Annotated in this window: 25 protein-coding genes; 11 read left to right on the top strand and 14 right to left on the bottom strand. The window is 65.6% G+C overall.

What is annotated here, in order from left to right:
* Window positions 1-215: 215 nt before the first annotated feature.
* Both hisC and BKA07_RS17650 read left to right on the top strand, forming a co-directional pair.
* Window positions 216-1,301, top strand: coding sequence for a histidinol-phosphate transaminase (gene hisC / locus BKA07_RS17655; protein ID WP_167952307.1), 1,086 nt, complete (start codon window positions 216-218; stop codon window positions 1,299-1,301).
* A complete protein-coding gene (locus tag BKA07_RS17650) occupies window positions 1,298-2,698 on the top strand; it encodes an FAD-binding oxidoreductase (protein WP_167952306.1) in 1,401 nt (466 codons plus the stop codon). The genes hisC and BKA07_RS17650 overlap by 4 nt, the downstream gene beginning before the upstream one ends.
* On the opposite strand, the gene mmuM is transcribed toward BKA07_RS17650, so the two are convergent.
* Window positions 2,673-3,608 carry a homocysteine S-methyltransferase gene (gene mmuM / locus BKA07_RS17645; protein ID WP_167952304.1) on the bottom strand — a complete coding sequence of 312 codons (936 nt, stop codon included), beginning with the start codon at window positions 3,606-3,608 and terminating at the stop codon, window positions 2,673-2,675. The two genes, BKA07_RS17650 and mmuM, sit on opposite strands and share 26 nt — an antisense overlap.
* A 21-nt stretch (window positions 3,609-3,629) precedes the next feature.
* Between mmuM and tgt the strand changes: the two genes are divergently transcribed.
* The gene (gene tgt, locus BKA07_RS17640; protein ID WP_342449116.1) at window positions 3,630-4,913 is read left to right on the top strand and encodes a tRNA guanosine(34) transglycosylase Tgt; all 1,284 of its coding nucleotides are present in this window, start codon (window positions 3,630-3,632) and stop codon (window positions 4,911-4,913) included.
* A 9-nt stretch (window positions 4,914-4,922) separates the two neighbouring features.
* Here tgt and BKA07_RS17635 read toward each other — a convergent pair whose 3' ends face one another.
* Both BKA07_RS17635 and BKA07_RS17630 read right to left on the bottom strand, forming a co-directional pair.
* Window positions 4,923-5,663 (bottom strand): queuosine precursor transporter, encoded by a 741-nt coding sequence (locus BKA07_RS17635; RefSeq protein ID WP_209044019.1) that lies wholly within the window; start codon window positions 5,661-5,663, stop codon window positions 4,923-4,925.
* Entirely contained in the window at window positions 5,638-8,229 is a 2,592-nt protein-coding gene (locus BKA07_RS17630; RefSeq protein WP_167952302.1) for a M3 family metallopeptidase, read from the bottom strand. The genes BKA07_RS17635 and BKA07_RS17630 overlap by 26 nt, the downstream gene beginning before the upstream one ends.
* A gap of 107 nt (window positions 8,230-8,336) precedes the next feature.
* Between BKA07_RS17630 and BKA07_RS17625 the strand changes: the two genes are divergently transcribed.
* Entirely contained in the window at window positions 8,337-9,407 is a 1,071-nt protein-coding gene (locus BKA07_RS17625) for an AI-2E family transporter (RefSeq protein WP_167952300.1), read from the top strand.
* Window positions 9,408-9,410: 3 nt separating this feature from the next.
* On the opposite strand, the gene BKA07_RS17620 is transcribed toward BKA07_RS17625, so the two are convergent.
* On the bottom strand, window positions 9,411-9,635 hold the full coding sequence (locus tag BKA07_RS17620) for a hypothetical protein (protein WP_167952298.1): 225 nt from the start codon (window positions 9,633-9,635) through the stop codon (window positions 9,411-9,413).
* Window positions 9,636-9,703: 68 nt separating this feature from the next.
* The gene (locus BKA07_RS17615) at window positions 9,704-10,324 is read right to left on the bottom strand and encodes a TetR/AcrR family transcriptional regulator (RefSeq protein WP_167952296.1); all 621 of its coding nucleotides are present in this window, start codon (window positions 10,322-10,324) and stop codon (window positions 9,704-9,706) included.
* A gap of 104 nt (window positions 10,325-10,428) precedes the next feature.
* Between BKA07_RS17615 and BKA07_RS17610 the strand changes: the two genes are divergently transcribed.
* The 3 genes from BKA07_RS17610 to BKA07_RS17605 all read left to right on the top strand — a co-directional run bounded on the left by BKA07_RS17610 (window position 10,429) and on the right by BKA07_RS17605 (window position 12,067).
* Window positions 10,429-11,310 (top strand): SDR family oxidoreductase, encoded by an 882-nt coding sequence (locus tag BKA07_RS17610; protein ID WP_167952294.1) that lies wholly within the window; start codon window positions 10,429-10,431, stop codon window positions 11,308-11,310.
* A gap of 83 nt (window positions 11,311-11,393) precedes the next feature.
* Window positions 11,394-11,519, top strand: coding sequence for a hypothetical protein (locus BKA07_RS19610; protein WP_280712882.1), 126 nt, complete (start codon window positions 11,394-11,396; stop codon window positions 11,517-11,519).
* Window positions 11,516-12,067: a GNAT family N-acetyltransferase gene (locus BKA07_RS17605; protein ID WP_167952292.1), complete on the top strand. Its 552-nt coding sequence runs from the start codon at window positions 11,516-11,518 to the stop codon at window positions 12,065-12,067. Before BKA07_RS19610 ends, BKA07_RS17605 begins: the two co-directional genes overlap by 4 nt.
* A gap of 22 nt (window positions 12,068-12,089) precedes the next feature.
* Here the strand turns inward: BKA07_RS17605 and BKA07_RS17600 are convergent, their stop codons facing one another.
* Window positions 12,090-12,683, bottom strand: coding sequence for a GNAT family N-acetyltransferase (locus BKA07_RS17600; RefSeq protein ID WP_245162003.1), 594 nt, complete (start codon window positions 12,681-12,683; stop codon window positions 12,090-12,092).
* Between the two features lie 169 nt (window positions 12,684-12,852).
* Window positions 12,853-13,926: a protein kinase domain-containing protein gene (locus tag BKA07_RS17595; RefSeq protein WP_167952290.1), complete on the bottom strand. Its 1,074-nt coding sequence runs from the start codon at window positions 13,924-13,926 to the stop codon at window positions 12,853-12,855.
* A 224-nt stretch (window positions 13,927-14,150) separates the two neighbouring features.
* Between BKA07_RS17595 and exaC the strand changes: the two genes are divergently transcribed.
* Both exaC and BKA07_RS17585 read left to right on the top strand, forming a co-directional pair.
* Entirely contained in the window at window positions 14,151-15,674 is a 1,524-nt protein-coding gene (exaC, locus tag BKA07_RS17590) for an acetaldehyde dehydrogenase ExaC (protein ID WP_167952288.1), read from the top strand.
* Entirely contained in the window at window positions 15,674-16,105 is a 432-nt protein-coding gene (locus tag BKA07_RS17585) for a DUF779 domain-containing protein (RefSeq protein ID WP_167952286.1), read from the top strand. The genes exaC and BKA07_RS17585 overlap by 1 nt, the downstream gene beginning before the upstream one ends.
* 12 nt (window positions 16,106-16,117) lie before the next feature.
* Here BKA07_RS17585 and BKA07_RS17580 read toward each other — a convergent pair whose 3' ends face one another.
* The gene (locus BKA07_RS17580) at window positions 16,118-16,717 is read right to left on the bottom strand and encodes a helix-turn-helix domain-containing protein (protein ID WP_167952284.1); all 600 of its coding nucleotides are present in this window, start codon (window positions 16,715-16,717) and stop codon (window positions 16,118-16,120) included.
* 113 nt (window positions 16,718-16,830) lie between these two features.
* On the opposite strand from BKA07_RS17580, the gene BKA07_RS17575 reads away from it, so the two are divergent.
* Both BKA07_RS17575 and BKA07_RS17570 read left to right on the top strand, forming a co-directional pair.
* Window positions 16,831-17,814, top strand: coding sequence for an NAD(P)/FAD-dependent oxidoreductase (locus BKA07_RS17575; RefSeq protein ID WP_245162002.1), 984 nt, complete (start codon window positions 16,831-16,833; stop codon window positions 17,812-17,814).
* A complete protein-coding gene (locus BKA07_RS17570; protein ID WP_167952283.1) occupies window positions 17,814-18,509 on the top strand; it encodes a class I SAM-dependent methyltransferase in 696 nt (231 codons plus the stop codon). The genes BKA07_RS17575 and BKA07_RS17570 overlap by 1 nt, the downstream gene beginning before the upstream one ends.
* A gap of 105 nt (window positions 18,510-18,614) precedes the next feature.
* On the opposite strand, the gene BKA07_RS17565 is transcribed toward BKA07_RS17570, so the two are convergent.
* The 6 genes from BKA07_RS17565 to BKA07_RS17540 are packed head-to-tail and all read right to left on the bottom strand — an operon-like array spanning window position 18,615 to window position 26,306.
* Window positions 18,615-19,958 (bottom strand): alkylhydroperoxidase domain protein, encoded by a 1,344-nt coding sequence (locus tag BKA07_RS17565; protein WP_167952282.1) that lies wholly within the window; start codon window positions 19,956-19,958, stop codon window positions 18,615-18,617.
* A gap of 1 nt (window position 19,959) precedes the next feature.
* Entirely contained in the window at window positions 19,960-20,985 is a 1,026-nt protein-coding gene (locus BKA07_RS17560; RefSeq protein ID WP_167952281.1) for a putative FMN-dependent luciferase-like monooxygenase, read from the bottom strand.
* A gap of 11 nt (window positions 20,986-20,996) precedes the next feature.
* Window positions 20,997-22,673: a dipeptide ABC transporter ATP-binding protein gene (locus BKA07_RS17555; RefSeq protein ID WP_167952279.1), complete on the bottom strand. Its 1,677-nt coding sequence runs from the start codon at window positions 22,671-22,673 to the stop codon at window positions 20,997-20,999.
* The gene (locus BKA07_RS17550; protein ID WP_167952277.1) at window positions 22,670-23,539 is read right to left on the bottom strand and encodes an ABC transporter permease; all 870 of its coding nucleotides are present in this window, start codon (window positions 23,537-23,539) and stop codon (window positions 22,670-22,672) included. The genes BKA07_RS17555 and BKA07_RS17550 overlap by 4 nt, the downstream gene beginning before the upstream one ends.
* The gene (locus BKA07_RS17545) at window positions 23,536-24,609 is read right to left on the bottom strand and encodes an ABC transporter permease (protein WP_167952276.1); all 1,074 of its coding nucleotides are present in this window, start codon (window positions 24,607-24,609) and stop codon (window positions 23,536-23,538) included. Before BKA07_RS17545 ends, BKA07_RS17550 begins: the two co-directional genes overlap by 4 nt.
* The gene (locus tag BKA07_RS17540; protein ID WP_167952274.1) at window positions 24,606-26,306 is read right to left on the bottom strand and encodes a TIGR04028 family ABC transporter substrate-binding protein; all 1,701 of its coding nucleotides are present in this window, start codon (window positions 26,304-26,306) and stop codon (window positions 24,606-24,608) included. The genes BKA07_RS17545 and BKA07_RS17540 overlap by 4 nt, the downstream gene beginning before the upstream one ends.
* Between the last annotated feature and the right edge of the window lie 150 nt (window positions 26,307-26,456).

The following is a 26,456-nucleotide window of genomic DNA, read 5'->3' as shown; positions in this document are numbered from 1 at the left end:
CATTCTTCGTCAATGACTGACTGACTCTTGGTATCCGACTCTCAGACTACTCTTAGCCTCAGGCGAACCAGTAACCCGGGGAGTGCCGGGCAGCGAGGGTGCGAGCATTCTCACAGAGAACGATCGTCCGTCCGGAGCGGCCTTTTCCGACCATTCGGACGTTTAACCCGCGGACATCTTGTGTCGGATGACACAGGGTGTGCAAATATGGGCATATGTCGAATCGCTTCCGTCTCCGTGATGCCCTGGCCGAGTTCCCGCCCTATGTGCCGGGCAAACCCCCGACCACGGCCCCGGGGCTGAAACCGTACAAGCTGTCGTCGAACGAGAATCACCTGCCGCCCCTGCCGAGCGTCGTCGAGGCGATCGCCGACGCGGGGCAGGCGCCGGCGAACTATCCCGACCCGAAGGCGACGAAGCTCGTGGCCGATCTCGCGGCCCACCTCGACGTCGATCAGTCCGAGGTCGTACCCGGTGCCGGCGCCTCGGAGATCCTTTCGGCGCTGACGAACATCACCCTCGAGGCGGGGACCTCGGTGGTCTACCCCTGGCCCTCGTTCGAGATGTACCCGATCCTCGCCTCGGCACGCGGTGCCGAGAAGCGCCCGGTGCCGCTGCTCGACGACGGCCGCCACGACTTTCCGGGACTGGTCGCGGCCATCGATGACACGACCCGACTCATCATGCTCTGCTCGCCGAACAACCCGACGGGCCCGTCGATCAGCGCCTCCGAGCTCGAGGGCTTCATGGCCGAGGTCCCGGCCGAGGTCATCGTCGTCCTCGACGAGGCGTACTTCGAGTTCGCCACCGCCGCCGAGGTGGTCGACGGGATGGCGGCGTACCGGAAATTCCCGAACCTGGTGTTGGCCCGGACCTTCTCCAAGGCACATGGTCTGGCCGGTCTGCGGGTGGGCTTCGGCGTCGCCGATCCGACGATCGCGACCGCGCTGCGTCAGGTCATCGCACCCTTCAGCGTCACCTCGGCGGCCCAGGTCGCTGCCGTGGAATCGCTCTCGCGCAATGACGAGGTGCTGGTGCGGGCGAAGGAGGTCGCGGCCACCCGCGACCAGTTCGAACAGGACCTGCGCGATGCGGGTCTCACCGTCGCCGATTCCCAGGGCAACTATGTGTGGGTCAACCTCGACGACGATGCTGCGATAGCCTTCGAGGAGGCATGCGCGAGGCAGGCCGTTGCCATCCGACGCCTGAGCGGGGGAGTGCGGGTCAGCATCGGAGCCGACGAAGCCCTCGACCGGGTGCGCGAGGTGGCCAGGTCGTTCGAGCAGTCACGGATCGCATGAGCGTGACAACTGCGGCCCCGATCCAGGCGCTTGAAGGTCAGCTCAGCCCCGGAGCCCTCGTCACGGACCTCGACGTCGTCGACAGCTACGCCTTCGACAAGGCGCTGTTCTGCTCCGCCGGTCAGGCAATGGGTCTGGTCAGGGCGCGAACGGTCGACGATGTCGTGGCCGTCATGCGCTTCGCCACCGAACACCACATCCCCGTCGTCACCCAGGGAGCGCGGACCGGACTCTCGGGCGCCGCGAACGCGATCGATGGCAGCCTGCTGCTCAATGTCACGACGATGAACGAGATCGTCGAGGTCGATGAGGTCAACCGGACGTGCCGGGTCCAGCCCGGAGTCATCAATCAGGACCTCAAAACGGCGCTGGCCGATCACGGTCTGTCCTACCCGCCCGATCCCGGCTCGGTCGCGATCTCGACGATCGGCGGCAATGTCGCCACGAACGCCGGCGGCATGTGCTGTGTGAAGTACGGCGTGACCAAGGACTATGTGCGGGCCATGACCGTCGTCCTCGCCGACGGCACCGTGACGAAGCTGGGCCGGGCGACGGCGAAGGGCGTCGCGGGCCTCGACCTGGCAGCCCTCCTCGTCGGCTCCGAGGGGACGCTGGGCACCATCGTCGAGGTGACTCTGGCCCTGAAGCCGGCACTGCCCCCGCCGATCACCGCCGTCGGGATCTTCCCCGACACCGAGTCAGCCGGCCGCACAGTCACCGAATACATGAGCTCCGGTGCCGCTCCCTCGCTGCTCGAGCTCATGGACGGGCCCACCGTGGGAATGGTCAACGCCTACGGTCACTTCGGTCTGCCCGACGACCTCGGCGCCCTGCTGCTCGTGCAGTCGAATGCGCAGGGTGCGGGAGCGATGGACGAGCTCGAGACTTTCCGGCGGATCGCCGAATCCCACGGCGGCACGGAGGTCTTCGTCTCCGACGATCCGGCCGACAGTGAGATGCTCGTCGCGGCCCGCCGCGCGGTGGCACCGGCGATGGAGAAGTACGCCGATGAGCGCGGAGGCGGCGAGCTCGTCGACGATGTGTGCGTGCCGCGGTCGGCGCTGGGCGAGTTCTTCGAGAAGCTGGCGGACATCGATGCTCGCTTCGACGTCGAGGTCGCCACCGCGGGGCATGCCGGTGACGGGAACATGCACCCGTCCGTGGTCTTCGACGCCGGTGACGAGGACCAGGCGAGGCAGGCGCAGGAGGCGTTCGCCGCGATCATCCAGCTGGGTCTGGACCTCGGCGGCACGATCACCGGCGAACACGGTGTCGGGTTCCTCAAACGTGAATGGCTCGGGCATGAGCTCGACGCGGGTGCGGCGCTGATGCACCAGCGGATTAAGGAGGCCCTCGACCCGCTGGGGATCCTCAATCCGGGGAAGATGCTCGGCTGATCTCCTTCGCCGAGGCGGCAAGCCGGGCGATGTCTTCGGGCGCCGTCCGGCAGCAGCCGCCGAGGAGGCGGGCACCTGCGTCCCTCCACCCGGCGATCGTGTCCACTCCGGGTTCGAAGTGCGGCCCGTCCCGCCACTCCATCGAGTCCGCGTCATAGGCCTCGCCCGAGTTCGGGTACGCGATGAGCGGCAGGTCCGTGACATCCGCCAAGGTTGCCAGCGCTTCGGACACGAGCGAGGGGCGCACACAGTTGACCCCGACCGCCCGGACCATCGCCGAGGCGGACGCCACCTCCGCGACATCCGCCAGGTTCGAGCCGTCGGCCAAGTGCCGACCATCGGAGAGCGTCACGCTCAGCCAAGCCGCGATGTCGTATTCCTCGGCCAGGCCGACCAGCACGCGGATCTCCGGCAGGCTGGGCTGAGTCTCGATCGCCAGCAGGTCGGCACCGGCTCTGACCAGGGCCTCGATGCGCGAACGGTGGAAAGTCCTCAGCTCTGCATCGTCGAGGCGGTAATCGCCGGTGTACTCGGCCCCGTTGCCGAGCGCCGCGCCGTAGGGACCGGCGGACCCGGCGACGAGACTTCTGCTCGCGGCTGCTTCGGCGGCGATCTCAACGCCGGCTGCGATGAGACGTCGCCCCTCCTCGGCGGGGATCGATGCTGCCTCGAAGCCGAGCGGGGTCGCTTGGTAACTGGCGGTCGTGACGATCCGGGCACCGGCGCGGATGAACTCTGCGTGCACCTCGGCGAGGGTGTCCGGGGACTCACGGAGCAGGGCGGCCGACCACAGCTCATGGCCGAGATCGATGTCGCGGGACTCGAGAGCGGTGCCCAGGCCGCCGTCGATGATGATGGGCTCGCCGGTGCGTTCGGCGGCCTCGATCATCTGGGTGAAGGTCCGACTCATGCTCCCAGTTAAACTTGTCGGGTGACTCGAATCGAATCCTCCGCAGAATCTGAGACAGCCTCGGCTCCCACCGATGCACCGCCCATCAACGACCGCTCCCGGTTCGGGTTCGAGGTCGGCACCCGACTCGAGTCGGGCGGGCGCACCGGCGTCATCCACACCCCGCACGGCGACATCGCGACCCCGGCATTCATCCCCGTCGGCACGAAGGCCACGGTCAAAGGCGTCCGCCCCGATGAGGTGGCCGAACTCGGCGGCCCGGCGGTGCTCGCCAACGCCTACCACCTCTACCTGCAGCCCGGGTCCGAGCTCGTCGACGAAGCAGGCGGGCTGGGGAAGTTCATGAACTGGCCCGGCCCGACGTTCACGGACTCGGGCGGATTCCAGGTGATGAGTCTGGGCTCGGGGTTCAAGAAGGTCATCTCGATGGAGTCGACGGGCCAGCGCAGCGACGAGCTCGTCGCCGTGGGCAAGGAGAGGCTCTCGAACGTCGACGACGACGGCGTGACCTTCAAGTCTCACCTCGACGGGAGTATGCACCGGTTCACCCCCGAGATCTCCATGCGAGTCCAGCACGAACTGGGCGCCGACATCATGTTCGCCTTCGACGAGCTCACGACCCTCATCAATACCCGCGGCTACCAGGAGACGTCCTTGGAACGCACCCGCCAGTGGGCGATCAGGTGCATCGCCGAACACCGGCGACAGACGGCCGCGCGCACGCACCGCCCCTATCAGGCGCTGTTCGGAGTGCTCCAGGGGGCACAGTACGAGGACCTGCGACGCAAGGCCGCCCACGATCTGGGGGCGATGGACTTCGACGGCTTCGGCATCGGGGGAGCCCTGGAGAAGGAGAACCTCGGCACGATCATCCGCTGGGTGTGCGAGGAGCTGCCGGAGGACAAGCCCCGGCACCTGCTGGGCATCTCCGAGCCGGACGACCTGTTCGAGTCGATCAGGACCGGCGCCGACACATTCGACTGCGTCTCGCCCTCACGGGTGGCCCGCAATGCCGCGATCTACACGCGCGACGGCCGCTACAACCTCACCGGCGCCAAATACCGGCGGGACTTCGGGCCGCTCGATCCGGACTGTTCCTGCCACACGTGTGAGAACTATTCGCGGGCGTATCTGCGTCACCTGTACAAGGCGAAGGAGATGCTCTTCTCCACCTTGTGCACGATCCACAACGAGTACTTCATCGTCAACCTCGTCGCCGAGATCCGGAAGGCCATGGACGAGGGCCGCTTCGCCGAACTCGAGACCGAGGTGCTGGGCCGCTATTACGCCAAGGCGCGCGGCTGAGCCTCGGACCTACTGTGCCCCGGGCAGCTCGTAGCTGGGCTCGTGCCTCTTCACGAGCTTGATCACCCGGTAGGTGACGGGCATGAGGACGACTTCGACGGCGACCTTGTAGACGAAGCCGAAGACGATGTAGCTGATGAAGTCGAGTCCGGGGATGACACCGGCGAAGGCGATGATGCAGAACAACAGGGTGTCGACGAATTCGCCGACGCCCGTCGAGGTCAGCAGCCTCACCCACAGCTTCTGCTCGCCCATGCGCTTCTTCACGGCCACGAGCACATAGGAATTCAGCAGCTGTCCGAAGAAGTACCCGACCAGCGAAGCCGCGACGATGCGCGGATAGAAGCCGAGGACCGCAGCGAAGGCGTCCTGGTTCTCATAGCCGGGTCCCGGTGGTGAGATGAGCACGAGCCAGAACACGAGAGTGGCCAGGATCTGGAGTCCGAAGCCGGTGATGACGGCCTTGCGGGCGGCCTTGAAGCCGTAGACCTCGCTGATCACATCGCCGAGGATGTAGGCGATGGGGAACAGGAACGCGCCGCCGTCGGTGACGATCGGACCGAAGCCGATGACCTTGGTCGCGGAGATGTTGGAGATGATGAGCACCGCGGAGAACACGGCGAGGAGGACCGCGTAGTAGCGTCCGCGCGAGGACGCGAAGGCCGCCAACCTGCCCGCAGGGCTCAGCGAACCCGAACCCTGCGAACTCGGCCCGTCCGAGTTCTCAGCCTTCGACACCTTCTTCGACAACGGTGATTTCCTTCCCTCCGGTGATCGCCAGCAGCTGCTCGTAGGTCAACGGCATCATCGAGTTCGGTGTGCCGGCGGCAGCCCAGAGAACAGGATAGTCCTTCAGCGCCACGTCGACATAGGTGGGAACCGGCTTCGGGTGACCGCAGGGAGCGACCCCGCCGATGACCTGTCCCGTCGCGGTGCGCACCAGCTCCTTGTCGGCCCGGTCAAGGGAGTCCGCGCCGATGAGCCCGGCCACGTGCCCCGTGTCCACCCGGTGCAGTCCGGAGGTCATGATGAGCACAGGGTCGCCGCCGGAGGAGAAGATGAGGCTGTTGGCGATCGCGCCGACCTCGACACCGATCTTCGCAGCCGCCGAGGCGGCCGTGGGCGTGGCGTCGGTGAAGAGCTTGATCTGTGGTTCGATCCCGTGCGCCTCGAGGACCTCGGCGACCGCCGCGTGGTTGCGGTGCTCCTTCGGTTCGGCCTCGGGCAGTTCATCGGCGGGAGCGGTGGGCTCTTCCTCTGCCGAGTCCTCCGATTCTTCCACCGGCTCCGCCAGTCCGCGCCTGCGCAGCAGCGGTGCGACATCGGGACGCGTGCCGAAGAACCGTTCGATCGCGCTCATCGGATCGATGGAGTAGCCGGGGGCCAGTATCGCCTCGCGGAACGCGTCACCGGCCTCCCGACTGAGCCCGCCCTGAGCCTCGAACCATTCGCTGACCCAGGCCGCGATGACCTCGGAGTAGAGGTAGGAGTAGTAGCCGGCGGCATAGCCGGAGGCGAAGATGTGGCCGAAGTAGGTCGTGCGGTAGCGCGGAGGCACGAGGGACGTGAATCCGGCGGCATCGAGCACCTCGGATTCGAAGGACAGGACGTCGGTGATGTGTTCACCGGCCTCGAGCGAATGCCAGGACAGATCGAGCATGGCCGCGGCCAGGTACTCGGTCGTGTTGAACCCTTGGCCGAACTTCTCACTCTCGATCAGCGCGGTGACCAGCTCGGCGGGCATCGGCTCGCCCGTGTCGATGTGCTTGGCGTAGTGGGGGAGGACCTGCGGATGGAAGCGCCACATCTCATTGAGCTGGGACGGGAACTCCACGTAGTCGCGCGGGACGGAGGTCCCGGCGGTCGAGGGGTAGGTCGAATTGGCGAACAGGCCGTGGAGGACGTGCCCGAACTCGTGGAAGAGGGTGGTGAGTTCGGTGGGCCCCAGCAGTGAGGGTCTGCCCGGTCCGGGCTTCGCCAGGTTGAGCGAGAGCGTGAGCACCGGAAGGTGACCGGTCAGCCGTGAGCTCGTGACCAGCTGACCCACCCAGGCACCGCCGCGCTTCGTGTCCCGCGAGTACGGGTCGAGGAGGACGAGACCCAGAGTGCGTTCGTTCGTGTCGGTGACCTCGAATGCGCGAACATCCTCGTGCCAGCCGATGACGTCTTCGCGCGGTGCGAAGGTGATGCCGTAGAGCCCCGTCGCCGCACGGAAGACGCCCTCGTACAGGACGGTGTCGAATTCGAAGTACTTGGCCACCTCATCGGCGTCGATGCCGAATTCGTCCTGCCGGTACTTCGCGAGGTGGTGTTTGACGTCCTCGGGTGCGACATCGTCGAGGCCGTAGCGTTCCTTGACACGTGCGAGTTCGTCGGCGAGCTGGGCGTTGGCCGGGGCGATGAGGGAGGAGACGATGTCCGCGGCCGCATCCGGTCCGCCCGCCGTCTGATTGTCGATCGCAAAGGAGGAGTACGAGGGGAATCCGAGCAGCTTCGCCTGCAGAGCCCTTAGTGCGGTGGTGTCTGCGACCTGCGTTCGGGTGTCACCCTCGCCTCCCCGTGTCCCCCGCGAGGTCGAATTGTCCAGCACCTGGCGACGGGTCTCGGTCGATTCGAGGGATTCGAGGACGAGCTGCTGGGTGAAGTTGTTCAGCGGCAGCAGGTAGCCGTGGGTGCCGCGTTCGGCGGCTCGGCCGGCTGCGGCTGCGATCTGGTCCTCGCTCAGGCCGGCCAGCTGATCCGGTTCGGTCAGCTGGACCGCGAGATCCCGGGTGTCCTTCTGCAGTGCCCGCGAGAAGGAGGTCTCCAAGGTTGTGAGCTCGGCCGCGATCGTGCTCATCTGATCGCGTTCCTCCTCGCCGAGGCGGGCTCCCGCTCGCACGAACTCCTCGATCGTGAGCTCCTGTTGGCGCTTGTCCTCGGGGTTGAGGTCGGTGGAGGGGACCTGCTCGATGCGGTGGAAGAGATCGACGTCGAGGAAAGTCCGGGTCTGTGCCGCGGACAGCCGGTCCCGCACCTCGGCGACGGCTTCCGTGAGCTCGGGACGGAAGTGATTGGCCTCGACGGCGCTGACCAACGCCGACATGCGGTCCATGGGGATGGTCGCGGATTCGAATCGGACAGTGGTCGTCACGAACGTCGGATCGTTCTCATCGGCGATGATGTCCTCGACCTCGGACCGCGCGAAGTCAGTGGCCGCCCGAACCCCAGCGACCAGCGAGGCCGGGGTGACCGCAGAGAAGTCGGGCAGCGAAAAGGTGCCCTGTGGGTCGAGGAAGGCCTCCCAGACATCGATGCTGTTCGGATCGGAGCTCATCGTCGACGTACCACTTTCTTCACGGATTCAGGATGGTGCCAGGTCTCGTCCTCGATCCTAACGCCTTGGAGCGAGCAAGTGCATGGTCGCTGGTTACACTGGGGACCATGGGCAAAGGGCAGGGGAAGACCCTCACTCTCAACAGTGCGTTCCGGGTCGGCTTCACCGGAACGCTGGGCGTGGGGCTCGCATTTGCGCTGATCACGGCATTGCAGTCCGTGGCGACCGTGTTCATCTACATCGGTCTGGCGCTGTTCCTGGCCCTCGGTCTCGAACCGATCGTGATGTGGTTGGTCGACCGCAGGCTGCCCCGGTCCCTGTCGGTCGTCCTCGTGATTCTCGCCTTCATCCTCGTCGTCGCCGGTGCCGTGCTGCTCATCGCCCCCGCCATCATCAGCCAGATCCAACAGTTCATCGGCGACCTCCCGGATATCGTCGCGAATCTCGCGGCCACCGGTTGGGTCGCGGACCTCGAACAGCGATTCACCGGTGCCGTCGATGTCGACAAGATCTTCAACAACCTCGGCGATTGGGTCGCCGACCCGAAGAACGTGGTGTCGGTGGGCGGGGGAGTCGTGTCGATCGGTGCCGGAATCCTGGCATTCATCACCGGCGTCATCATCGTCGTCATCCTCACGATCTACTTCGCCGTGACGATGCCGACGATCAAGCGGGCCATGTACTCCCTCGTCGCGGCGAGTTCGCGACCGACCGTCGAATCCGTCACCGAGGAGGTCACGCGATCCATCGGACGCTACGTTCTCGGACAGGTGTCCTTGGGCATCGTCAACGGCGTGTGCTCGGCGATCTTCCTCACCATCATCGGTGCCCCGCTGCCGGCGCTGCTCGCCTTCATCGCTTTCCTCGCCTCACTCATCCCACTCGTGGGACCGATCACCGGTTCGATCATCATCACCGCCTCGTGCTTCATGGTCTCGCCCGGTCTGGGCATTGCGGCCGCGATCTACTACCTCGTCTACATGCAGGTGGAGGCCTACCTGCTCAGCCCCCGCATCATGAAGGCGGCCGTGGACGTGCCCGGTGCCCTCGTCATCATCGCCGCCATCGCCGGGGGCACGCTGGGCGGAGTGCTCGGTGCCGTGGTCGCGGTGCCGGTGGCGGCCTCGGGAATGATCATCATCCGTCAGGTCGTCGTGCCCGCGCAGGACAGGAAGTAGGCGCTATTCCAGGTCCTTGCCCCGTTCGTCGCGGCTGCCGCGGACGACGAGGCCGATGACGAACCTGGTGAGGAAGTAGGTGCCGAAATAGGCGATGGCGGCCGTGACCAACGTGATGGGCAGATTGCTCTCGTTGCTTCCTATCACTGCCAGCGTGACGAAGATCGTGACCGTGAACGCCGCGAGATACGGGATCAGACGGAGAACCGGGCTGTCGATGTCGTTCATGGACTGAGGATATCAAGTGCCGGTGACCGCCTATGGTCGGCACTGACGGATACCGCTGGCAGATCGAATTACGTCGAATTTCGCGGCTGGCCGTGTTGGCTGGGTGGTCGGGGAAACCCAATGGCGCTGAGCACCGCGTTGACATGGGATCTCGGGTCGGTATCTGTTGCCAGGTCGCCCCAGAGCAGCAGCCGGTGGATCAGTGCGCCGGCGAGCAGGTCCTGCATGAGCTCGGGATCGAGGGTGGGATCGATCTGGCCGCCGTCTTGGGCCTCGCGGATCTTGGCGGAGAAGGCTTCGCGTCGGGGAGCGAACATCTCCACAAGGTAGGTCTGTGTGATCGCGCCGCCATCGGGCCCGAGCGCAACCAGCTGTCGCAGAAGATCACGGGCGAATTCATCTTCCAGCGCTGCGGTGGCGCGGTCGACGAACAGGTCGAGGATCGCGTCGAGCGGCCGGTCGGTCCAATCCTCCAGTCCTGCTTCGGACTCGGCGCGAAAAGCGCGCAGCGCGGAGGCGATCAGCTCCTCACGAGTATCCCACCGTCGGTAGATCGCGGTGCGGCTGGCGCCGGCTCGTCGTGCCACCTGATCGAAGCTCACTGCAGCTCGGCCGCCCTCCGCGAAGAGCATCAGGGCGGAGCGCTCGAGCCGCCGATCGACGTCAGCGCTACGGGGTCGGCCAGCCATATCGATATCGTCTCATACCCCTTTACGAATCCGGTACACAACTGTACCGTAATGAATGAAGAGCGACGGCTCTCTCTCTCTCTCTCGAATTAAGGAGAAATCCGATGCAGACCGTTTCTGACAGCACAGCATTCATCACCGGCGCAGCCAGTGGCATAGGGCTCGGCATGGCACGCGCCTTCGCCGCCGAAGGTGCGAAACTGGCGCTGGCCGACCTCGATGAAGACGCCCTCGGCCAAGCGAAACGCGAGCTGGACGCCATCACCGAGGTGATCACGATCCCCCTCGACGTCCGTGACCGCGAGGCGATGGCAGCCGCCGCCGATCGCACGGAGAGGGAGCTCGGCCCGGTTGCCGTCCTGTGCAACAACGCCGGAGTCGGCAGCGGGATGGGCGGCATGAATCTCGAGACGATGAGCTATGAGCACTGGGACCACACACTGGGCGTGAATCTGGGTGGTGTCGTGAACGGCGTGCAGACCTTCGTGCCGCGCATGGTCGAGCGGGGTGGGCCGGCGCACGTCGTCAACACCTCGTCTGGCTCTGGACTGGCTGTGACCGGCGGCGCCCAGTTCATGTACTGCGCGTCGAAGTACGCGGTGACCGGCCTATCCGAGACGATCGGCAATCTGCTGAAGCTGTACGGGATCGGTTTGACCCTTGTGAGCCCTGGCTTCGTCGCCACCCGGATCGCCGAGACGACCCGTCGGCTCGATCCGGCCGAGGCTGAGGCCGAATCGATGGATCCGGAGTACAGAGAGAAGTTGGAACGATTCGAGGCGCTCTTCGAACCATTCGGTCAAGACCCCGACGAGGTCGGCACCATGGTGCTCGAAGCCATCCACAACGACCGGCTCTACTGCCAGCCCGATCGACTCATGGCCGAACCCATCCAGGCCCGGTGCCGTGCCCTGCTCGAGGCTATGCCCCAGGAGACCGAGCGTGATCGAAAGATGGCCGAGATGCTCGAGAAGGCACGTCGGTAGCGTATTGACCGGCTTCGATCCGGGTCGGTGCCCGATGTCGATTCGGATACAGCGGGATGTGCATTGAGGCTAGTGTGGGTCTCATGGCAGATACTCAATGGAGAGCAGTCCGTGGCAAGCAGGTTCCCGACGACGTGGACCGTCTGCTGGTGACCGATCTGTGGGGCGAATCGACTCCCTGTCCGATCGTGGTCAAAGCACTGACATGATTCTGCCACCGTGGCCGAGCACGCCGCCGAGGCACGGTCCCGTCGTGCTGCGGGAGGTCGCGCCCAAGGATGTTGCCATGGCACGCGAGCTCTCGACCGATCCCTATGTTCCCCAGACGGGGTCATTGCCATTCGACGCCTCGAGTGAAGATGGGCTGGCGTGGGTCACACGGCAGCAGGGCCGGCATTCCGAAGGCGCAGGATTCTCATTCGCCATCGCCTCGGCCGTCAGCGACGAGGCAGTTGGGCATTGCGGTCTGTGGCTGAAAAGTCTCGACGACGGTCTGGGGACGGCCGGTTATGCGATCAATCCCAGACACCGGAGACTCGGATACGCCGTGAACGCGCTTCGAGCGCTGACAGACTTCGGATGGACGGTGCCAGGACTTCTGCGAATCGTTCTGCACATCGAGCCCTGGAACATCGCGTCGCAGCGAACAGCCCGGAGAGCTGGTTACAGCAGTCAGAAATTCGGTGTCGGACATCGTATCGCCAACGGTGAGACCAGGGACATGCTCGTGTACGAGGTCGTGAGGCCAGGAGCCTAGGACGAAGCAGGGCTGCGGCTGGTCAGATGGAGCACCGAGGCGGTCCGTTCCGCTCGCGGCGCATGACGGGCCGACTTGGGCAGGTGCGAGCTATCTCGGTGAAGCCGGCTTGTCGGAACATTGCCAGCGTGCCTGTGAAGACGGCGGAGGGTGCTGGTGCCCTGCGCAGAGCCGCAACATCGACGGGATGGCCGTCGAGCGCAGCTGCGCCACTCTCAAACGCCCAATCGACAGCTCCGCGCAGCAGCGTCACCCCGAGGCCCGCGCCGCGGTACTCACGTCTGACGACGAAGCACGACACCCACCAGGCGTCTGCTTGGTCATCGAAGAGTCGAGCCAATGCACGGTTATTGAGGATCCCAGGCAATGTTGCTCTGGGAACCACCCGTGTCCAACCCGCTACTTCGCCGTCAACGAGAGCCAGCAATCCCACGGGAGCTTCTGACTCCTCGAATTCTCTGCGGAGGGCGGTGCGATTGTTGAGGGCATCATGTCGCCGAAAGCGTTGACACCAGCAGGAGTCCGGATTCTTCTCACGCGGTCCGAACACCCGACCCAAGCGCGTCCACAGGCCTGGCGTCGCCGGGACCACTTCGACGTTCGTCAACACGTCCATGGTCCAACGGTACGTGGTGGGTCGTGGCGAATATACGGGTGCAGGTAGATCTCCGCTTCGGAATCTGGATCTTCCCACAGCGATCCCGTCGGTGAGTCCTTTCCGGCTCGAGCGAAGAGGGCCAGAAGCGGCTCGCAATCAGCCGAGCTGTATGAACGGATTTCCACGGTCATCTCCTGAGCGGCAGGCTAGTCGGCACCGTGGCTTCAGTCTCACCATGCCGCCGGCCGCAACCGTAGCCGGCACCGGACACGTCCTTCATGAGCACGTAGAACATGTCTGTCATGTCGACAGCGATATTCGCATGGTGGGAAATAAGGTCGGTGCCCTCGCCGAGTGCGGCTCGAACCGGTTCCAACTCCGATGCGTTCGGGTCAGCAGCGGCCGCGCGCAACAGGGACAGCCGCTCCGACCCGGAAGTGTAGCCGAGCTCGAAGAGCGTCCAATGGAAGAGGTGCATGAGACCGGTATTCCGGTCGAAGCCCGAATGCGCAGGTAGGGATGCCTCTTCGTCTTCGGTGAGATCGAACCCGCGGTGAAGGGACAGCCCGAAGTCTGTGAAAAGCAGCCTGCCCTCCTCGACGAGGATGTTTCCCGGGTGGACGTCGAAATGATGGAATCCTTGATCCTCCATCCACGCAGTGGCCTCGATGATCTGGTCAACCGCATCTGCGAAGGTTGTCCCTCCAGCTTCGGCAGCCACTTCTCTGCGAAGCTGCGACTCAAGAGTCTCGGGCACATACTCCAGAACGAGCACCATGCTGGCAGACGCTGACTTCATCTCGTCGAGTCTCGCCCGGACCTGGGGCCAATAGGGCCCCCATTGGCGTTGCGGACCGTCGCCGTCGAACTCGCTGAGGTCGATCTCGCAGCGGTGATCGAGGATTCGCCATCCGAGGAGAAGCGGGAAAAAATCTGCCGTGCCGGTCCGAACCCATTCAGAGGTCATCTGGTGCGCAGCCAGCTCTCGCCCCACTCCGTGCGAGGGGCTGCCGATTCCGTAGTGGGAGACAAATGGGAGCCCGGAGTGATCGACTGCGGAGAATGGGTCCTCCATTTCTCGCCGAGTCAGGGGTAGGAGTTTCACAAAGACAGACGTCCCGTCGATTTTCGCGACTCCAGTCGTCCCACCGATACCGACCCCGACCGTCTGTGCGGCCTCCACGAGTGCTCTCGTCTCGGCGGCATCGAACCCGGCAATCACAGCGGCGATCCTTCTGGCACGTTCCAGACGTTGGGTCATCTCCCCACCTTAGACTCCGGAGAGCACCTGGGGCTCGGGATCGCCGAGTGCGGATTCGACCAGGCGTTGCACGCCGTGAGATCGTCCGAGCTATTGTCCACGCGCACTGTCCGGCCTAAGGTGAGAGGACACGGACACATCCGCTTCGGACCGATGCTCGAGGCTTGGCGCAGCACGCGAAACTGCGTGTGAAACGAACGGATGGACTCACACGAAGGAGTGTCATGGCGGTCTACTCAGCACCGGGTACCGAAGGTTCGCTCGTCACGTTCAAGTCGCGCTACGAGAACTATATCGGAGGGGAGTGGGTGCCGCCGAAGAACGGCAGCTACTTCGACAACATCACCCCTGTCACCGGACAGGCATTCACCGAGATCCCCAGCTCCTCCGCCGAGGACATCGAAACCGCCTTGGACGCAGCCCACGCGGCAGCTCCGGCATGGGGCAGGACATCAACGACCGAGCGCTCGAACATTCTGCTCAAAATCGCTGATCGCATCGAAGAGAACCTCGAGATGCTTGCGGTCGCAGAGACCTGGGACAACGGCAAGGGCATTCGCGAGCCCCTGGCCGCCGACCTCCCGCTGGCCGTCGATCACTTTCGCTACTTCGCCTCGGCGATCCGGGCTCAGGACGGTGGCCTGTCGCAGGTCGACGATGACACGGTCGCCTACCATTTCCACGAACCGCTCGGCGTCGTCGGCCAGATCATCCCGTGGAACTTCCCGATCCTCATGGCGACATGGAAGCTGGCACCGGCCCTGGCCGCGGGCAACGCCGTCGTCCTCAAACCTGCGGAGCAGACCCCGGCCTCGATCCTCGTCCTGGCCGAACTCATCGGGGATCTGCTGCCGCCCGGAGTCCTCAACATCGTCAACGGCTTCGGCGTCGAGACGGGCAAACCACTGGCCTCGAACAAACGCATCTCGAAGATCGCGTTCACCGGCGAGACGACGACCGGTCGCCTGATCATGCAGTACGCCTCGCAGAACATCATCCCGGTGACTCTCGAGCTGGGTGGAAAGTCGCCGAACATCTTCTTCGAAGACATCCTCGCCGCTGACGACAGCTACCGCGACAAGGCTCTCGAAGGCTTCGCGATGTTCGCGCTCAACCAGGGCGAAGTCTGCACCTGCCCATCGCGCGCCCTCGTTCAGGAGTCGATCTTCGACGACTTCGTCGCCGCTGGTGTCGAACGCGTGCGCGCAATCAAGCAGGGCAATCCGCTCGACACCGAGACCCAGATCGGTGCGCAGGCGTCGAACGATCAGTACGAGAAGATCATATCCTACCTGCAGATCGGCAGGGACGAGGGTGCCGAGGTGCTCATCGGCGGGGACAAGGCCGAACTCGAGGGCGATCTCGCCGGCGGCTACTACGTGCAGCCGACCATTTTCAAGGGCTCGAACAACATGCGCATCTTCCAGGAGGAGATCTTCGGACCCGTCGTCGCGCTGACGTCGTTCAGCGACTACGACGATGCCATCGCCACCGCCAACGACACCCTCTACGGATTGGGCGCAGGCGTGTGGGCCCGCACCGGCAACATCGCCTACAGGGCCGGTCGTGACATTCAGGCAGGCCGCGTCTGGGTCAACAATTTCCATGCCTATCCGGCTCACGCCGCGTTCGGCGGATACAAATCATCGGGCATCGGACGTGAGAATCACAAGATGATGCTCGACCACTACCAGCAGACGAAGAACCTGTTGGTCAGTTACTCGGAGACCGCGCAAGGATTTTTCTGATGAGCGAGAAAACGCAAACAGCAGCCCTCGAATCAACCCCGACCATCGAAGGGGAGGAGAGATCACGGGTGGCCATGACACAAGCCGCCATCGACCTCCTGGGAGATCTGGTCGCCAAGCATGGGCAACTGATGTTCCATCAATCCGGAGGCTGCTGTGACGGTTCGTCGCCCATGTGCTTCCCCGAAGGCGACTTCCTCACCTCCGACGCGGACGTCCTTCTCGGCCACTTCGAACTGCCGTTGCCCGAGGACGGCGTCGACGGACAGACCTCTGGGCTCGACTTCTGGATGTCGGTCGAGCAGTTCGAGTACTGGAAGCACACGCACCTGACGATCGACGTGGTCCCCGGCCGGGGAGGCGGCTTCAGCGTCGAGTCACCGACGGGCAACCGCTTCATCATCCGGTCCACCCTCATGGACGTCGGCTGAGCAGGAACGCTTCTACTCCGCGCCGAGGCGGCGCTTCGGTGCCGCTCGGATGTGGGCTCGTTCGCCCTGCTTGCCGACGAGGCTGAGGAACTCGACGGGACCTGAGCTGGTGGCGCCGAACCAGTGCGGGGTGCGGGTGTCGAACTCGGCGGCTTCGCCGGGTTCGAGGATGAGGTCGTGCTCGCCGAGGACGAGGCGGAGTCTGCCGTTGAGGACAAAGGCCCAGTCGTAGCCTTCATGGGTGCGCAGCTCGGGTTCTGCATCGTCATCCCCGGCGGGAAGGACGAATTTGTAGGCTTGGATGCCCCCGGCCCGACGGGTCAGGGGCAGGACGGTCCGACCGTCGCGTGTGGGGATCGGACGCAGATTGACGCGAGGGTCCCCGGTCGGAGGAGCGTCGACGAGCTCGTCGAGCGTGGTCCCGAAGGCCCGGGCGAGCGGAAGCAGCTGCTCGAGACTCGGGCGTCGGTGGCCGGCCTCGAGCCGGGAGAGTGTGCTGATCGAGATGCCGGTCTCTTCGGAGAGGTCGGTGAGCGTGATGTCGCGGCGCTGTCGCAGCTGTTTCAGCCGTGGTCCGACAGCATCGAGGGTGCGGTCCATGAGCTCGTCCATAACGCTCATTTTGCCATTCAGCAAAACGTTTTGCAAATGCGCATCGTGGTTGTCACCATCGAAGTATCGGAACGCCGCAGTGGCGGTCCCTGATTCTTTGAGAGGACTCGGGCATGGCAGGAAATATCGGCATGGCAGAGAACAAGAGCGCGATTCGCGACGTCGTGATCGTGGGAGGAGGTGCGGCCGGACTCAGCGCGGCACTGACATTGGCCCGCGCACGCCGGAGCGTCGCAGTCATCGATGCGGGTGAGCCGCGCAATGCGCCCGCCGACGGAGTGCACGGAATGCTGGGGCACGAAGGCATCAGTCCTGCGGATCTGCTGGCGCGAGGGCGGGCTGAAGTGCTGGGTTACGGTGGGGAGATCGTCGATGACCGGGTCACCGAGGTCAGCGGTGAGGCCGATGGGTTCGCGATCACTCTGCGCAGCGGGATCGCGGTTCAGGGGCGGCGTCTGCTCATTGCGACCGGATTGGTCGATGAGCTGCCGGAGATCCCGGGGGTCCGCGAGCAGTGGGGACATGGCGTGCTCCATTGCCCGTACTGTCATGGGTGGGAAGTTCGGGACAGTCGCATCGGCGTTCTGGCCACCAGCCCGATGGCGGTCCACAAGGCGTTCCTGTTCCGACAGTGGAGTTCCCAGGTGATGCTCTTCGCAGGAGACCAAGAGCTCAGCGACGAGGACCAGGCCAAACTTCAGGCACTCGACATCCCTGTGGTCACCGGCGGCATTGCGAGCCTCGACAGCACCGACGACGAACTCACGGGTGTGCGCCTGGACGACGGTCGGGTCGTTGCCGTTGATGCTGCGGTCGTGGCCACACCGATGGTTGCGTGTGCCGAACTCTTCAGCGGCATCGGTCTCGAACCCACCTCGCATCCCGCCGGCTCCTTCATCGAATCCGATTCCTTCGGCCAGACCTCGGTGCCCGGAGTCTGGGTCGCCGGCAATGCCACCGACATCGGAGCCCAGGTCAGCGGTTCGGCGGCCGCCGGAGCGCTCGCCGCCCAGCACATCAACACCGATCTCATCTTCAAGGACCTCGATCGTGCAGTATCAGAACTGAACGACGACCGGACCGGGAAGGCGAGCTGATGCCCCACTCATTCGACAAGAACTACTGGGACCAGACCTGGGACGGCGATCGAGCTCCAGCGATGAGTTCGGGTGACCCGAATCCCCATCTGGTCCGTGAGATCTCGGGGCTCGCACCCGGAACTGCCCTCGACGCCGGCTGCGGTGCCGGGGCGGAAGCGATCTGGTTGGCTGAGAACGACTGGGACGTCACCGGCGCCGACGTCGCCCGCACGGCGCTGGACTACGCCGAGGACCGAGCCGCCGCTGCCGGGCTGGCCGGCCGCATCGAATGGGTCCGGGCCGACCTCTCCGTCTGGGAACCGGCAACGCAGTATGACCTGGTCACCACCCATTACGCCCACCCCGCAATGGGCCAGCTGGAGTTCTACGACCGCATCGCGGACTGGGTGGCACCGGGCGGAACCCTGCTCATCGTCGGCCACCTCCACCACGGCCACGGTGGGAACAGCAGAAAAGGCTATGAGCACCGCCACAGCAATTCCAACGGCCGCAGCAGCACCGGCGAAAGCGGGCACGGCCACTCTCACCCACCGGCAGAGGCCTCAGCCACGGCCGACTCGATCGCGAACCGTCTCGATCCATGCGTCTGGACCGTCGTCACCGCCGAGGAGTCGCAGCGGACGATGGTCGGATCTGGAGGCCGCGCAACCACCATCGACGACGTCGTGGTGAGGGCAAGTCGCAGCCACTGAGCCGAGCCGGAACGCGAAAAACGGGAGTCGTGTCGAGAAACATATGTGCAATCCCGCAACTCGACACGACACCCGTTTTTCGCTGGCCGTTGGTCGCCGGCCGCGTCACTTCCCCGGCGCCAGCACCTCCGGTTCGCCCAGGGAGAGCATGAGGCGGTTGGCCCAGTTGAAGAAGGCAGCACAGTTCAGCACGTCGATGATGTCCCCGTCCTCGAGACCGGCTTCGCGCAGCGCACTCACATGCTCAGGTCCGAACGCCTGAGGCGTGCGCGTGAGTGCCGCCGAGGCGTCGACGACAGCATCCCACGCAGGATCGCCGAGGCTCGAGGGAACGCCGATCCCTTCGTCAAGCAGCGTCTGCACGAGGTCCCGGCGGCCCGACTCCTCGGTCGCCCGGTCCGAGTGGATCGAGGCGCAGAACAGGCACCCGTTGAGTCGTGAGGCCACGGTGGCCGCGAGCTCGCGTTCGGCTCGCCCCACGCCGTCGGTGGTGTTGAAGAAGATGTCGAGATCGGTCAGCGTCCGTGCCCGCAGCGCCGCCGGATCCCTGGCCAGCAGGCGGAAGTAGGGGTTCCTCGCCCGCCCGGCGTCGATGAGGGCATCGCGCTGGACATCGGACAGGTCCGCCTCGGCGATGGGGGCGATCCACGGCACCCATCCCAGGCCGGACTGCTGGAAGTGTTCGGGCCGTTTGAGATCGGGGTAGGGGCTGACGCGCTCGCCCACCCGGGCCAGGGCCTCACTGCCCTTGCAGGAGGGGGCGGATTCCTTCGCCGAGGTGGCCGCACCGTCACCGTCGTCCGATTCCTGTGCCTCGTCCGCGACCGGAGGCACCGCGGCAGCCGGTGCGTGCGACAGTGCGGTCAAGCCCGTGCTGATGCGGATCTGGAAGTTGAGGAACGACACGAGCTGCGCGAGCGTGACGATCGAGTCCTCTTCCCACCCGGCGTCCAGCAGCAGCGCGAGATGTTCGGGCCGCGAATCGCGTGGGTGCAGGACCAAGAGGTGGGCGAATTCGAGCCCGGCGGCCAGCTGCGGGCCCAGGACTTCGTTGGACTTCGTCTCTACGCCCAACCACGGCCCTGGAACGTTCTCCGCTGCCAGCACGGGGGATTCGAAGGATCCGTAGGGCCCGCGGACGTCCGAGCCGGAGTTGAGTTCGAGGAGAGCTTCGTCGAGGAGTTCGGCGATCGCCCAGGAGGCGACCTCGTCCTCGTCGCGGAGGAGGTCGCGGTAGAACTCCTCGGACGCGGCCGAACCCAACAGGCCGGCGGTGAAGGCGGCGACGGCGTAGCGGTCCCGGTGGGAGAAATCGCCGACGTCTGCGGGTTCGAGGAGGGCTTCGAAGCTGAGCTGCGCGTTCTCCTTGGCCTGCGCGCGGTGATCGCGCAGTCCGTCGAGTGGGTCCTGTGCGGCGATTCCCGCGAGCGTGTTGATGATGTCGGTCATGTCAGGCCGCCTGTTCCGTCGTCAGTGTCAGCCCCAGGGCCGGTGCCACCTCGGTGGCGAGGAGTTCGATGGAGCGCAGCGTCGTCTCGTTCGTCGCCGGCACCGAGTGTACCTGGAAGCTGACGTCGGTGGCCTGCGAGAGCACACGATCGCCTGAGAGGCGTTCGATGACCTGTTCGGGGGTGCCGAGGAAGGTGTCGGTGGCGACGAGCAGCTCGTCAAGGCTCAGTCCCGAGGTGTCGTAGCCGACGAGGCGGTCGGCCTCGGTCCGCAGTGCCGGCTCCGTCAGTGCACGCAGCGCCGGCAGGTCCTCGGCGTCGGCGACGACGGCGGTGCGCGATGCGAGGATACGCGGTTCGACGCCGGTCGGCAGGTTCGACAGGTAGGTGTCGATGACCGGCAGCTGCACGTCGTCGAGGGGAGTTCCGGGGGCGTCCTGGCGGCGGGGCTGGGTGCGCGAGAGCATGAGACCGTCTCCGGCGGCACCCGCGGCTCCCGCGCCGCCGGAGGAGAAGGTGGCCTGCCAGAGGCGATCGACGAGTCCGGACGGTTCCGGGTAGAGAGAATGCCCCGTGTCCAGCGCCTCACCGGCCAGCAGGGTCTTCAAAGCGCCGAGGTTGTCCGAAAACACCTCGCGGCGCTCATCGAAGCTGGTGCCGAACGCAGGGAAGGACTTCGGGTTTCCGCCCGACCCGAGTCCGATCTCCAGGCGTCCGTCGGAGAGTACATCGGTGACCGCGATGTCTTCGGCCACGCGCACGCCGTTTTCCATGGGCAGGGTGATGATCGCGGTGCCCAGGCGGATCCGGGTCGTCTGCGCGGCCGCATGGGACAGGAAAACGAGCGGGGAGGGCAGCCCGCCCTCGGACGCGGAGAAGTGGTGCTGGGCGACCCAGGCGGAGTCGAAGCCGTGGGTCTCGGCCGCCTGGATCTGCTCGAGCGCGAACCGGTAGCGCTGGTCGGCCGGTGCGTCCTCGAGCAGGCGGGTGAAGAAGCCGACCCTGGGGCCGGTGGTGCTGTTCGTCATGCGAGTTCGTCTCATCCTTCTGCTGCTGCGAGCAATGTCGGGGTCTCGTCGATTCCGGCACCGTGGAGCAGTACGGGACGGGGGATCGCGTCGAGGAGGGTGCGTGTGCAGTCGGTTCGTGGGCGGGCGAAGAGATCCTCCGTCACCCCGTGTTCGATTAAGTGTCCCTGCGACATCACCGATACAGTATCAGCGATCTGGCGCACGACAGCGAGATCGTGGGAGATGAAGACGTATGTCAGTCCGAGGTCCGTCTGGAGATCGTCGAGGAGGGTCAGTATCTGGGCCTGTACGGTGACGTCGAGGGCAGAGACCGCTTCATCGAAGACGACGAGCTCCGGGCCCGCGATGAGCGCCCGGGCGATCGCCACACGCTGCAGCTGACCGCCGGAGAGCTCGGCCGGCCGCCGGTCGAGAAAGTCGCTCGACAGTGCCACACGGTCAAGGGCCTCGGCGACAAGGGAGGGGCGCGAAGCGCGGGTCCCGATTCGGAAGTTGCGCAGGGGTTCGGTCAGGATCTGCCGGATCGAATGCTTGGGATCCAGCGCCGAATACGGGTTCTGGTGCACCAGCTGGACCGTGCGACGGAAGCCTCGCAGGCGGGCCCTGGCCGCACGACCTCGTACAGGTCCCGCGGTGTCGAAGTCGCCGACGCGAATGTGGCCGGACTGTGGAGTGAGGAATCCGGCGAGGGCCTTGCCCATCGTGGTCTTGCCGGACCCGGATTCGCCGACGACGCCGTGCGTGGTACCGCGTTCGACATGCAGCGACACGTCCTCGACGCCGCTGACCTGGTCGTCGCTGCGGGCGTAGACCTGGGTCAGCGCTTCGACGGAGACGAAGGGACTCTTCGCTTCGGCGAGTGCGTCGGTGGCCGTCGATCGACGGTGGGTCTTCGTCTTCAGGGCAGGAGCATCGGCGAGCAGGCGCGAGGTGTAGCCGGTGGCCGGGCGTGAGAAGATCTGAGCCGCCGGCCCGGCCTCGACGACGCGTCCCGACTCCATGACGACGACCTCATCGGCGCGTTCACCGGCGACGGCGAGATCGTGGGTGATGAAGAGGACACCCATCCCGGTCTCGTCCCGCAGCCCGTCGAGGAGGTCGAGGACCTGCTTCTGCACGGTCACGTCGAGCGCCGAGGTCGGCTCATCGGCGATGAGCAGTCGCGGCTGCAGTGCGATCGCGGAGGCGATGAGCACACGCTGACGCATGCCGCCGGAGAGCTCGTGTGGGAACTGGTCGGCGCGCAACTGCGGACGATCGATGCCGACCTTGGTCAGCAGCTCGATGACCTGGGCACGGGCGGACTTCCGGTCGGCGCGACGGTGGATCCGCAGCGCCTCGGCGACGGATCTCCCGATGGTCTGCAGCGGGTTGAGGGAGCTGCCGGGGTCCTGGGGAACATAGCCGATCCGGCTGCCGCGGATCCCTCGCCAGGCACCGGCCCCCAAGGAACCGAGATCGACCTCGCCGAGGCGGATGTGCCCATCCGTGAGCTGCGCGGATTCGGGGAGCAGACCGATGACCGCATTCGCGGTCGTCGACTTGCCTGACCCGGATTCGCCGACGACCGCGGTCATCGACCCGGCACGCACGGCGAAGGAGACGCCGTCGACGGCCGGGGCCGAGGACTGGGAGTAGGCGACACTGAGATCCTCAACGGACAGCAGGGCTGCGGACTCGGTCATGATGTCGCCTTTCGCAGGGTGTTGCCGATCTGGTGGGTGGCCAGGACGATGGCCATGACGACGAAGCCGGGCAGGACGGTCAGCCACCAGGCGGTGGCCACGTAGTTGCGGCCCTCGGCGATGATGAGGCCCCATTCCGGCGTCGGCGGGGGAGTGCCGTAGCCCAGGAAGCCCAAGGTCGAGATCTGGAGGATCGCGGACCCGATCTGGAGGACGGCCAGGGACAGCACGGGCGAGACCGAGTTGGGCAGGATGTGGCGGAACAGGACGGAGAAGAAGGTGCCGCCCGAACCGTAGGCCGCCGCCACGAAGTCACTCGTATTGATGCGCACGGCCTCTGACCTCGCGAGACGTGCGAATTGGGCGATGGCGGTGACTCCGACGGCGATGGCGGCGTTGATGGTGCCGAAGCCCAAGACGATGACGATTGAGAGGCTGAGCAGGATCGCGGGGATCGACAGCAGCACGTCGACCAAGCGCATGAGCACATCGTCGATCCAGCCGCGGCGGGTGCCTGCGATGAGCCCGATCGTCGTGCCCACGACGAGCCCGACGCCGACGGCCACGAGTGCGGCGAGCAGTGACTGGGAAGCGCCGTAGACGACGCGGGTGAAGGCATCACGCCCGGTCTGGTCGGTGCCGAACCAATGGTCGAGGCCCGGAGCCAACAGCGCCGGAGTGGTGCCGCCGTCGTTGGGGTCGTGGTGGGTGAACAGGCTGGGGAAGAGCGCCCAGGCCACGGCGATGAGCAGGACGAGGGCGGAGACGATCGTGGCGGGGCCGATGCTCGCGCGGCCACGTCGCCTCGATGCTGAGCGTGGAGCACCGATGGCCGGGGTGCGGGCGAAGGAGTCGATGAGGCTCATGAGTCCCGGCCTTTCGTCGTGGACGCTCCCGACGTGTCCCAGTCGAGGTCGACCCCGACGCTGGCCGCCGTCGTCGACAGTGCCCGGCGAGTGGGTTCGTCGGCGGCCTTTCCGCCCACCGAAGAGACCCGGGGTTGAGAGCGCAGGCGCACGTCGATGACGGGGTAGAGGAGGTCGACGACGAGGTTGATGACCACGTAGGCCAGCGTCGCGATGACGACGACGGCCAGCAGGATCGGATTGTCGCGGTGGGTCACGGCCTGGGCGGTGACCTGGCCGATGCCGTTGCGACCGAACACTGTCTCGGTGACCACAGCGCCTGCGACGAGCTCGCCGAAGACCAGACCGATGATCGTCAGCCCGGGCAGGATCGCATTGCGGGCCACGGCATGGACGAGGATCCACAGTTCGGACGCGCCCTTCGCCGAGGTGACCTTGACGAACCCCGAGGCCCTGACGTCGGTGATGGAACGGATGAGGACCTGCGCGATCGGGGCCGACAACGGCACCGCCACGGTCAGGGTCGGGAGGACGAGCGCCTCGGCGGGGCTGGGGGAGACGACGGAGACGAGACCGAACTGGAAGGAGAAGATCTGGATGAGCAGGATCCCCAACCAGAACACGGGAATCGAGATGAAGAGGCTGGGCACCGAGTCGAGGAGCTTCCGCAGCCAGCTATAAGGGCCGTAGGTCGCCAGCACAGCGATGAGAACGGCCAGGACCAGGGCGGAGACGAACCCCGAGACCGCGAGCTCCGCCGTCGAGGGCAGCGCCGCGGCGATGATCGTCGATACGGCTGCGCCGGTCTGGACGGAGAAGCCGAAGTCACCGGTGAGGAAGCCCGTGAGGGTGAGGAGGTAGCGGGTGATCCAGGATTCGTCGGCACCGGTCTGGGTGCGGATCTCGGCGATCTGATCGGCCGAGAGCCCCAGTGCGGGATCGGCGAACCTGGCTGTGACCCCGTCGCCGGGAACGAGACTGAGGAGGACGAAGGCCGCGGTGAACGCGAGCAGGAGGACGAGAACCGCCTGCCCCAGGCGCAGGAAGAGGTATCGGATGTCGAGGATCATCGCCCACCTGCCAACCATGTGCTGTAGAAGTCCGGACGGCCCACCGGTTCGGTCGCGAATCCGTGGACGCGGCGCCGGAAGGAGAAGACCTGGGGCTCTTCGAAGAACGGCAGCACATAGGCGTTTGCGACGAGGTAGTCCTGGACCTTCTCGGCGGCCGCCTGCCGTCTCTTCGTCTCGGGTTCTGAGGCGAGTTCGTCGAGCAGCCGGTCGACCTCGGGGTCGATGCTGTCGTCGGCGGCGTCCTCGCGGTCGACGCCGTTGAGGAAGACGTCACGGTTGACCGAGGAATAGTTCGATCGCAGATTGTCGAAGTCCGCGCGGGCGACCATCGAATGGTAGATCTGCACGCGATCGAGGTCGAGGGCATCGAGGGTCTGCTTGGACTGGTCGCCGGGGTTGATGGACAGACGCACGCCGACGTGGCGCAGCTGCTGCTGGATGAGTGTCTGGACCTCGTTCGAGCGCGGCTGCGGCAGGGCGATGTTGACGGTCAATGCGAGGGTCTGTCCGTCCTTCGTCCGGTAGCCCGCATCGTTGCGCTCGGCCCAGCCCGCCTCGTCGAGGAGGCGGTTGGCCTCTTCGGGATCGTGGACCCAGGATCCGGACTGATCCTTATAGCCCATGGCTCCCTTGGCCAGCAGTCCGGTGGCCAAGGGGTAGTTGGGGGTGAAGAGCTTGTCGACGATCTCCTGCCGGTTCACGGCGGCGATGATGGCCCGCCTGACCTTGATGTCGTCGAGGAGTTCGTGGCGGAACCGGAAGTTGATGCTGTTGTTGATGCCGTTCGTGGCCTTTGCGTAGAGGCGCAGACCCTGTTCGGTCACCCGGGCCTCGTCGGGGGCCTCGACGTCGCGAACGCCGTCGGCCTGCCCGGAGAGTACGGCGCCGATGCGCACCGAGTACTCGTTGTTGGCGAGGTAGTCGATGCCGTCGAGGTGGGCCCGGCCCTGGTGTGTGAAGTGCGGTGGGGCCCAGTCGTAGTCCTCGCGGGCCCGGACGGCCAGCTTCGTCCCGATCGTCTCCTCGGTGACGTGGAACGGCCCGCAGGTGTGGATCCGGGTGGCACTTCCCGGGCCGAAGCCCTCCGCATCGAGGTCGAGGGTCGAGTTCGCGAGCAGGCCCGCGTTCATCGTCGACGTCGCCTGCGCGAAGCCGGGGGACGGGGCGCTGAAGTGGAAGCGGACCCGGTTCTCGGCGAGGACCTCGCTGCGATCGTAGTTCGAGATCTGTTCGGAGACCGGAAGGGTGCGGGCCTCGTCGCCTCGTCCGAAGAGGTCGAAGTTCTTCGCCACGTTCTCCGCTGTCAGCGCAGAGCCGTCGGAGTAGGTGACGCCGTCGCGGATCGTGAACGTGTGCTGCGTGGCGTCGTCGTTGATCTCGGGCAGCGTCGCAGCCAGCCAGGGGTGGAGCTCGAGGCTGTCGGGGTCCTGCCACAGCAGCCGCGCGGAGATGTTGTTCATGATGCCGCCGTTGGGGTAGAACCCGACCGAGGGCGGGTAGAGCATCGTCCAGGTCTGAGGTTCGAAATAGGTGAGCACCCCACCCTGCACGGGTTCACCGCTGTCGTTCAGGGGCGCATCGTCGGTGGGGGTGCATGCGCTGAGAGTGATGAAGGTTCCCAGACCCAGTCCGAGGCTGAGGAATCCGCGCCGGGCAAAGCTGTTCGCCGAGGCGGGTGGACGGAGGTCCGTCATGGAATGTGGTCCTTTGTGCAGATGAAGCCGAGGTCGGATGAGTCAAACGCTGATATAGCTCAACAATTGGAGCTTGTCACGATATTGAGGTCGAGGTGGAGTCGGCGCCACAGCATTCGGACCCCTGGGTGTGTCTGCATGCTTCGAGTT

It is taken from the genome of Brevibacterium marinum (assembly GCF_011927955.1).
GTDB classification, from domain to species: Bacteria; Actinomycetota; Actinomycetes; order Actinomycetales; family Brevibacteriaceae; genus Brevibacterium; species Brevibacterium marinum.
Note: the sequence above shows the minus strand (reverse complement) of the source record. Positions and strands in the feature narration are given on the sequence as shown.

Bases quoted from the DNA above. Each gene is read 5' to 3' on its own strand.
- hisC (WP_167952307.1), top strand. From the start codon at position 216: ATGTCGAATCGCTTCCGTCTCCGTGATGCCCTGGCCGAGTTCCCGCCC.
- BKA07_RS17650 (WP_167952306.1), top strand. From the start codon at position 1,298: ATGAGCGTGACAACTGCGGCCCCGATCCAGGCGCTTGAAGGTCAGCTC.
- mmuM (WP_167952304.1), bottom strand. From the start codon at position 3,608: ATGAGTCGGACCTTCACCCAGATGATCGAGGCCGCCGAACGCACCGGC.
- BKA07_RS17630 (WP_167952302.1), bottom strand. From the start codon at position 8,229: ATGAGCTCCGATCCGAACAGCATCGATGTCTGGGAGGCCTTCCTCGAC.
- BKA07_RS17625 (WP_167952300.1), top strand. From the start codon at position 8,337: ATGGGCAAAGGGCAGGGGAAGACCCTCACTCTCAACAGTGCGTTCCGG.
- BKA07_RS17620 (WP_167952298.1), bottom strand. From the start codon at position 9,635: ATGAACGACATCGACAGCCCGGTTCTCCGTCTGATCCCGTATCTCGCG.
- BKA07_RS17615 (WP_167952296.1), bottom strand. From the start codon at position 10,324: ATGGCTGGCCGACCCCGTAGCGCTGACGTCGATCGGCGGCTCGAGCGC.
- BKA07_RS17610 (WP_167952294.1), top strand. From the start codon at position 10,429: ATGCAGACCGTTTCTGACAGCACAGCATTCATCACCGGCGCAGCCAGT.
- BKA07_RS19610 (WP_280712882.1), top strand. From the start codon at position 11,394: ATGGCAGATACTCAATGGAGAGCAGTCCGTGGCAAGCAGGTTCCCGAC.
- BKA07_RS17605 (WP_167952292.1), top strand. From the start codon at position 11,516: ATGATTCTGCCACCGTGGCCGAGCACGCCGCCGAGGCACGGTCCCGTC.
- BKA07_RS17600 (WP_245162003.1), bottom strand. From the start codon at position 12,683: ATGGACGTGTTGACGAACGTCGAAGTGGTCCCGGCGACGCCAGGCCTG.
- BKA07_RS17595 (WP_167952290.1), bottom strand. From the start codon at position 13,926: ATGACCCAACGTCTGGAACGTGCCAGAAGGATCGCCGCTGTGATTGCC.
- exaC (WP_167952288.1), top strand. From the start codon at position 14,151: ATGGCGGTCTACTCAGCACCGGGTACCGAAGGTTCGCTCGTCACGTTC.
- BKA07_RS17585 (WP_167952286.1), top strand. From the start codon at position 15,674: ATGAGCGAGAAAACGCAAACAGCAGCCCTCGAATCAACCCCGACCATC.
- BKA07_RS17580 (WP_167952284.1), bottom strand. From the start codon at position 16,717: ATGGACGAGCTCATGGACCGCACCCTCGATGCTGTCGGACCACGGCTG.
- BKA07_RS17575 (WP_245162002.1), top strand. From the start codon at position 16,831: ATGGCAGGAAATATCGGCATGGCAGAGAACAAGAGCGCGATTCGCGAC.
- BKA07_RS17570 (WP_167952283.1), top strand. From the start codon at position 17,814: ATGCCCCACTCATTCGACAAGAACTACTGGGACCAGACCTGGGACGGC.
- BKA07_RS17565 (WP_167952282.1), bottom strand. From the start codon at position 19,958: ATGACCGACATCATCAACACGCTCGCGGGAATCGCCGCACAGGACCCA.
- BKA07_RS17560 (WP_167952281.1), bottom strand. From the start codon at position 20,985: ATGACGAACAGCACCACCGGCCCCAGGGTCGGCTTCTTCACCCGCCTG.
- BKA07_RS17555 (WP_167952279.1), bottom strand. From the start codon at position 22,673: ATGACCGAGTCCGCAGCCCTGCTGTCCGTTGAGGATCTCAGTGTCGCC.
- BKA07_RS17550 (WP_167952277.1), bottom strand. From the start codon at position 23,539: ATGAGCCTCATCGACTCCTTCGCCCGCACCCCGGCCATCGGTGCTCCA.
- BKA07_RS17545 (WP_167952276.1), bottom strand. From the start codon at position 24,609: ATGATCCTCGACATCCGATACCTCTTCCTGCGCCTGGGGCAGGCGGTT.
- BKA07_RS17540 (WP_167952274.1), bottom strand. From the start codon at position 26,306: ATGACGGACCTCCGTCCACCCGCCTCGGCGAACAGCTTTGCCCGGCGC.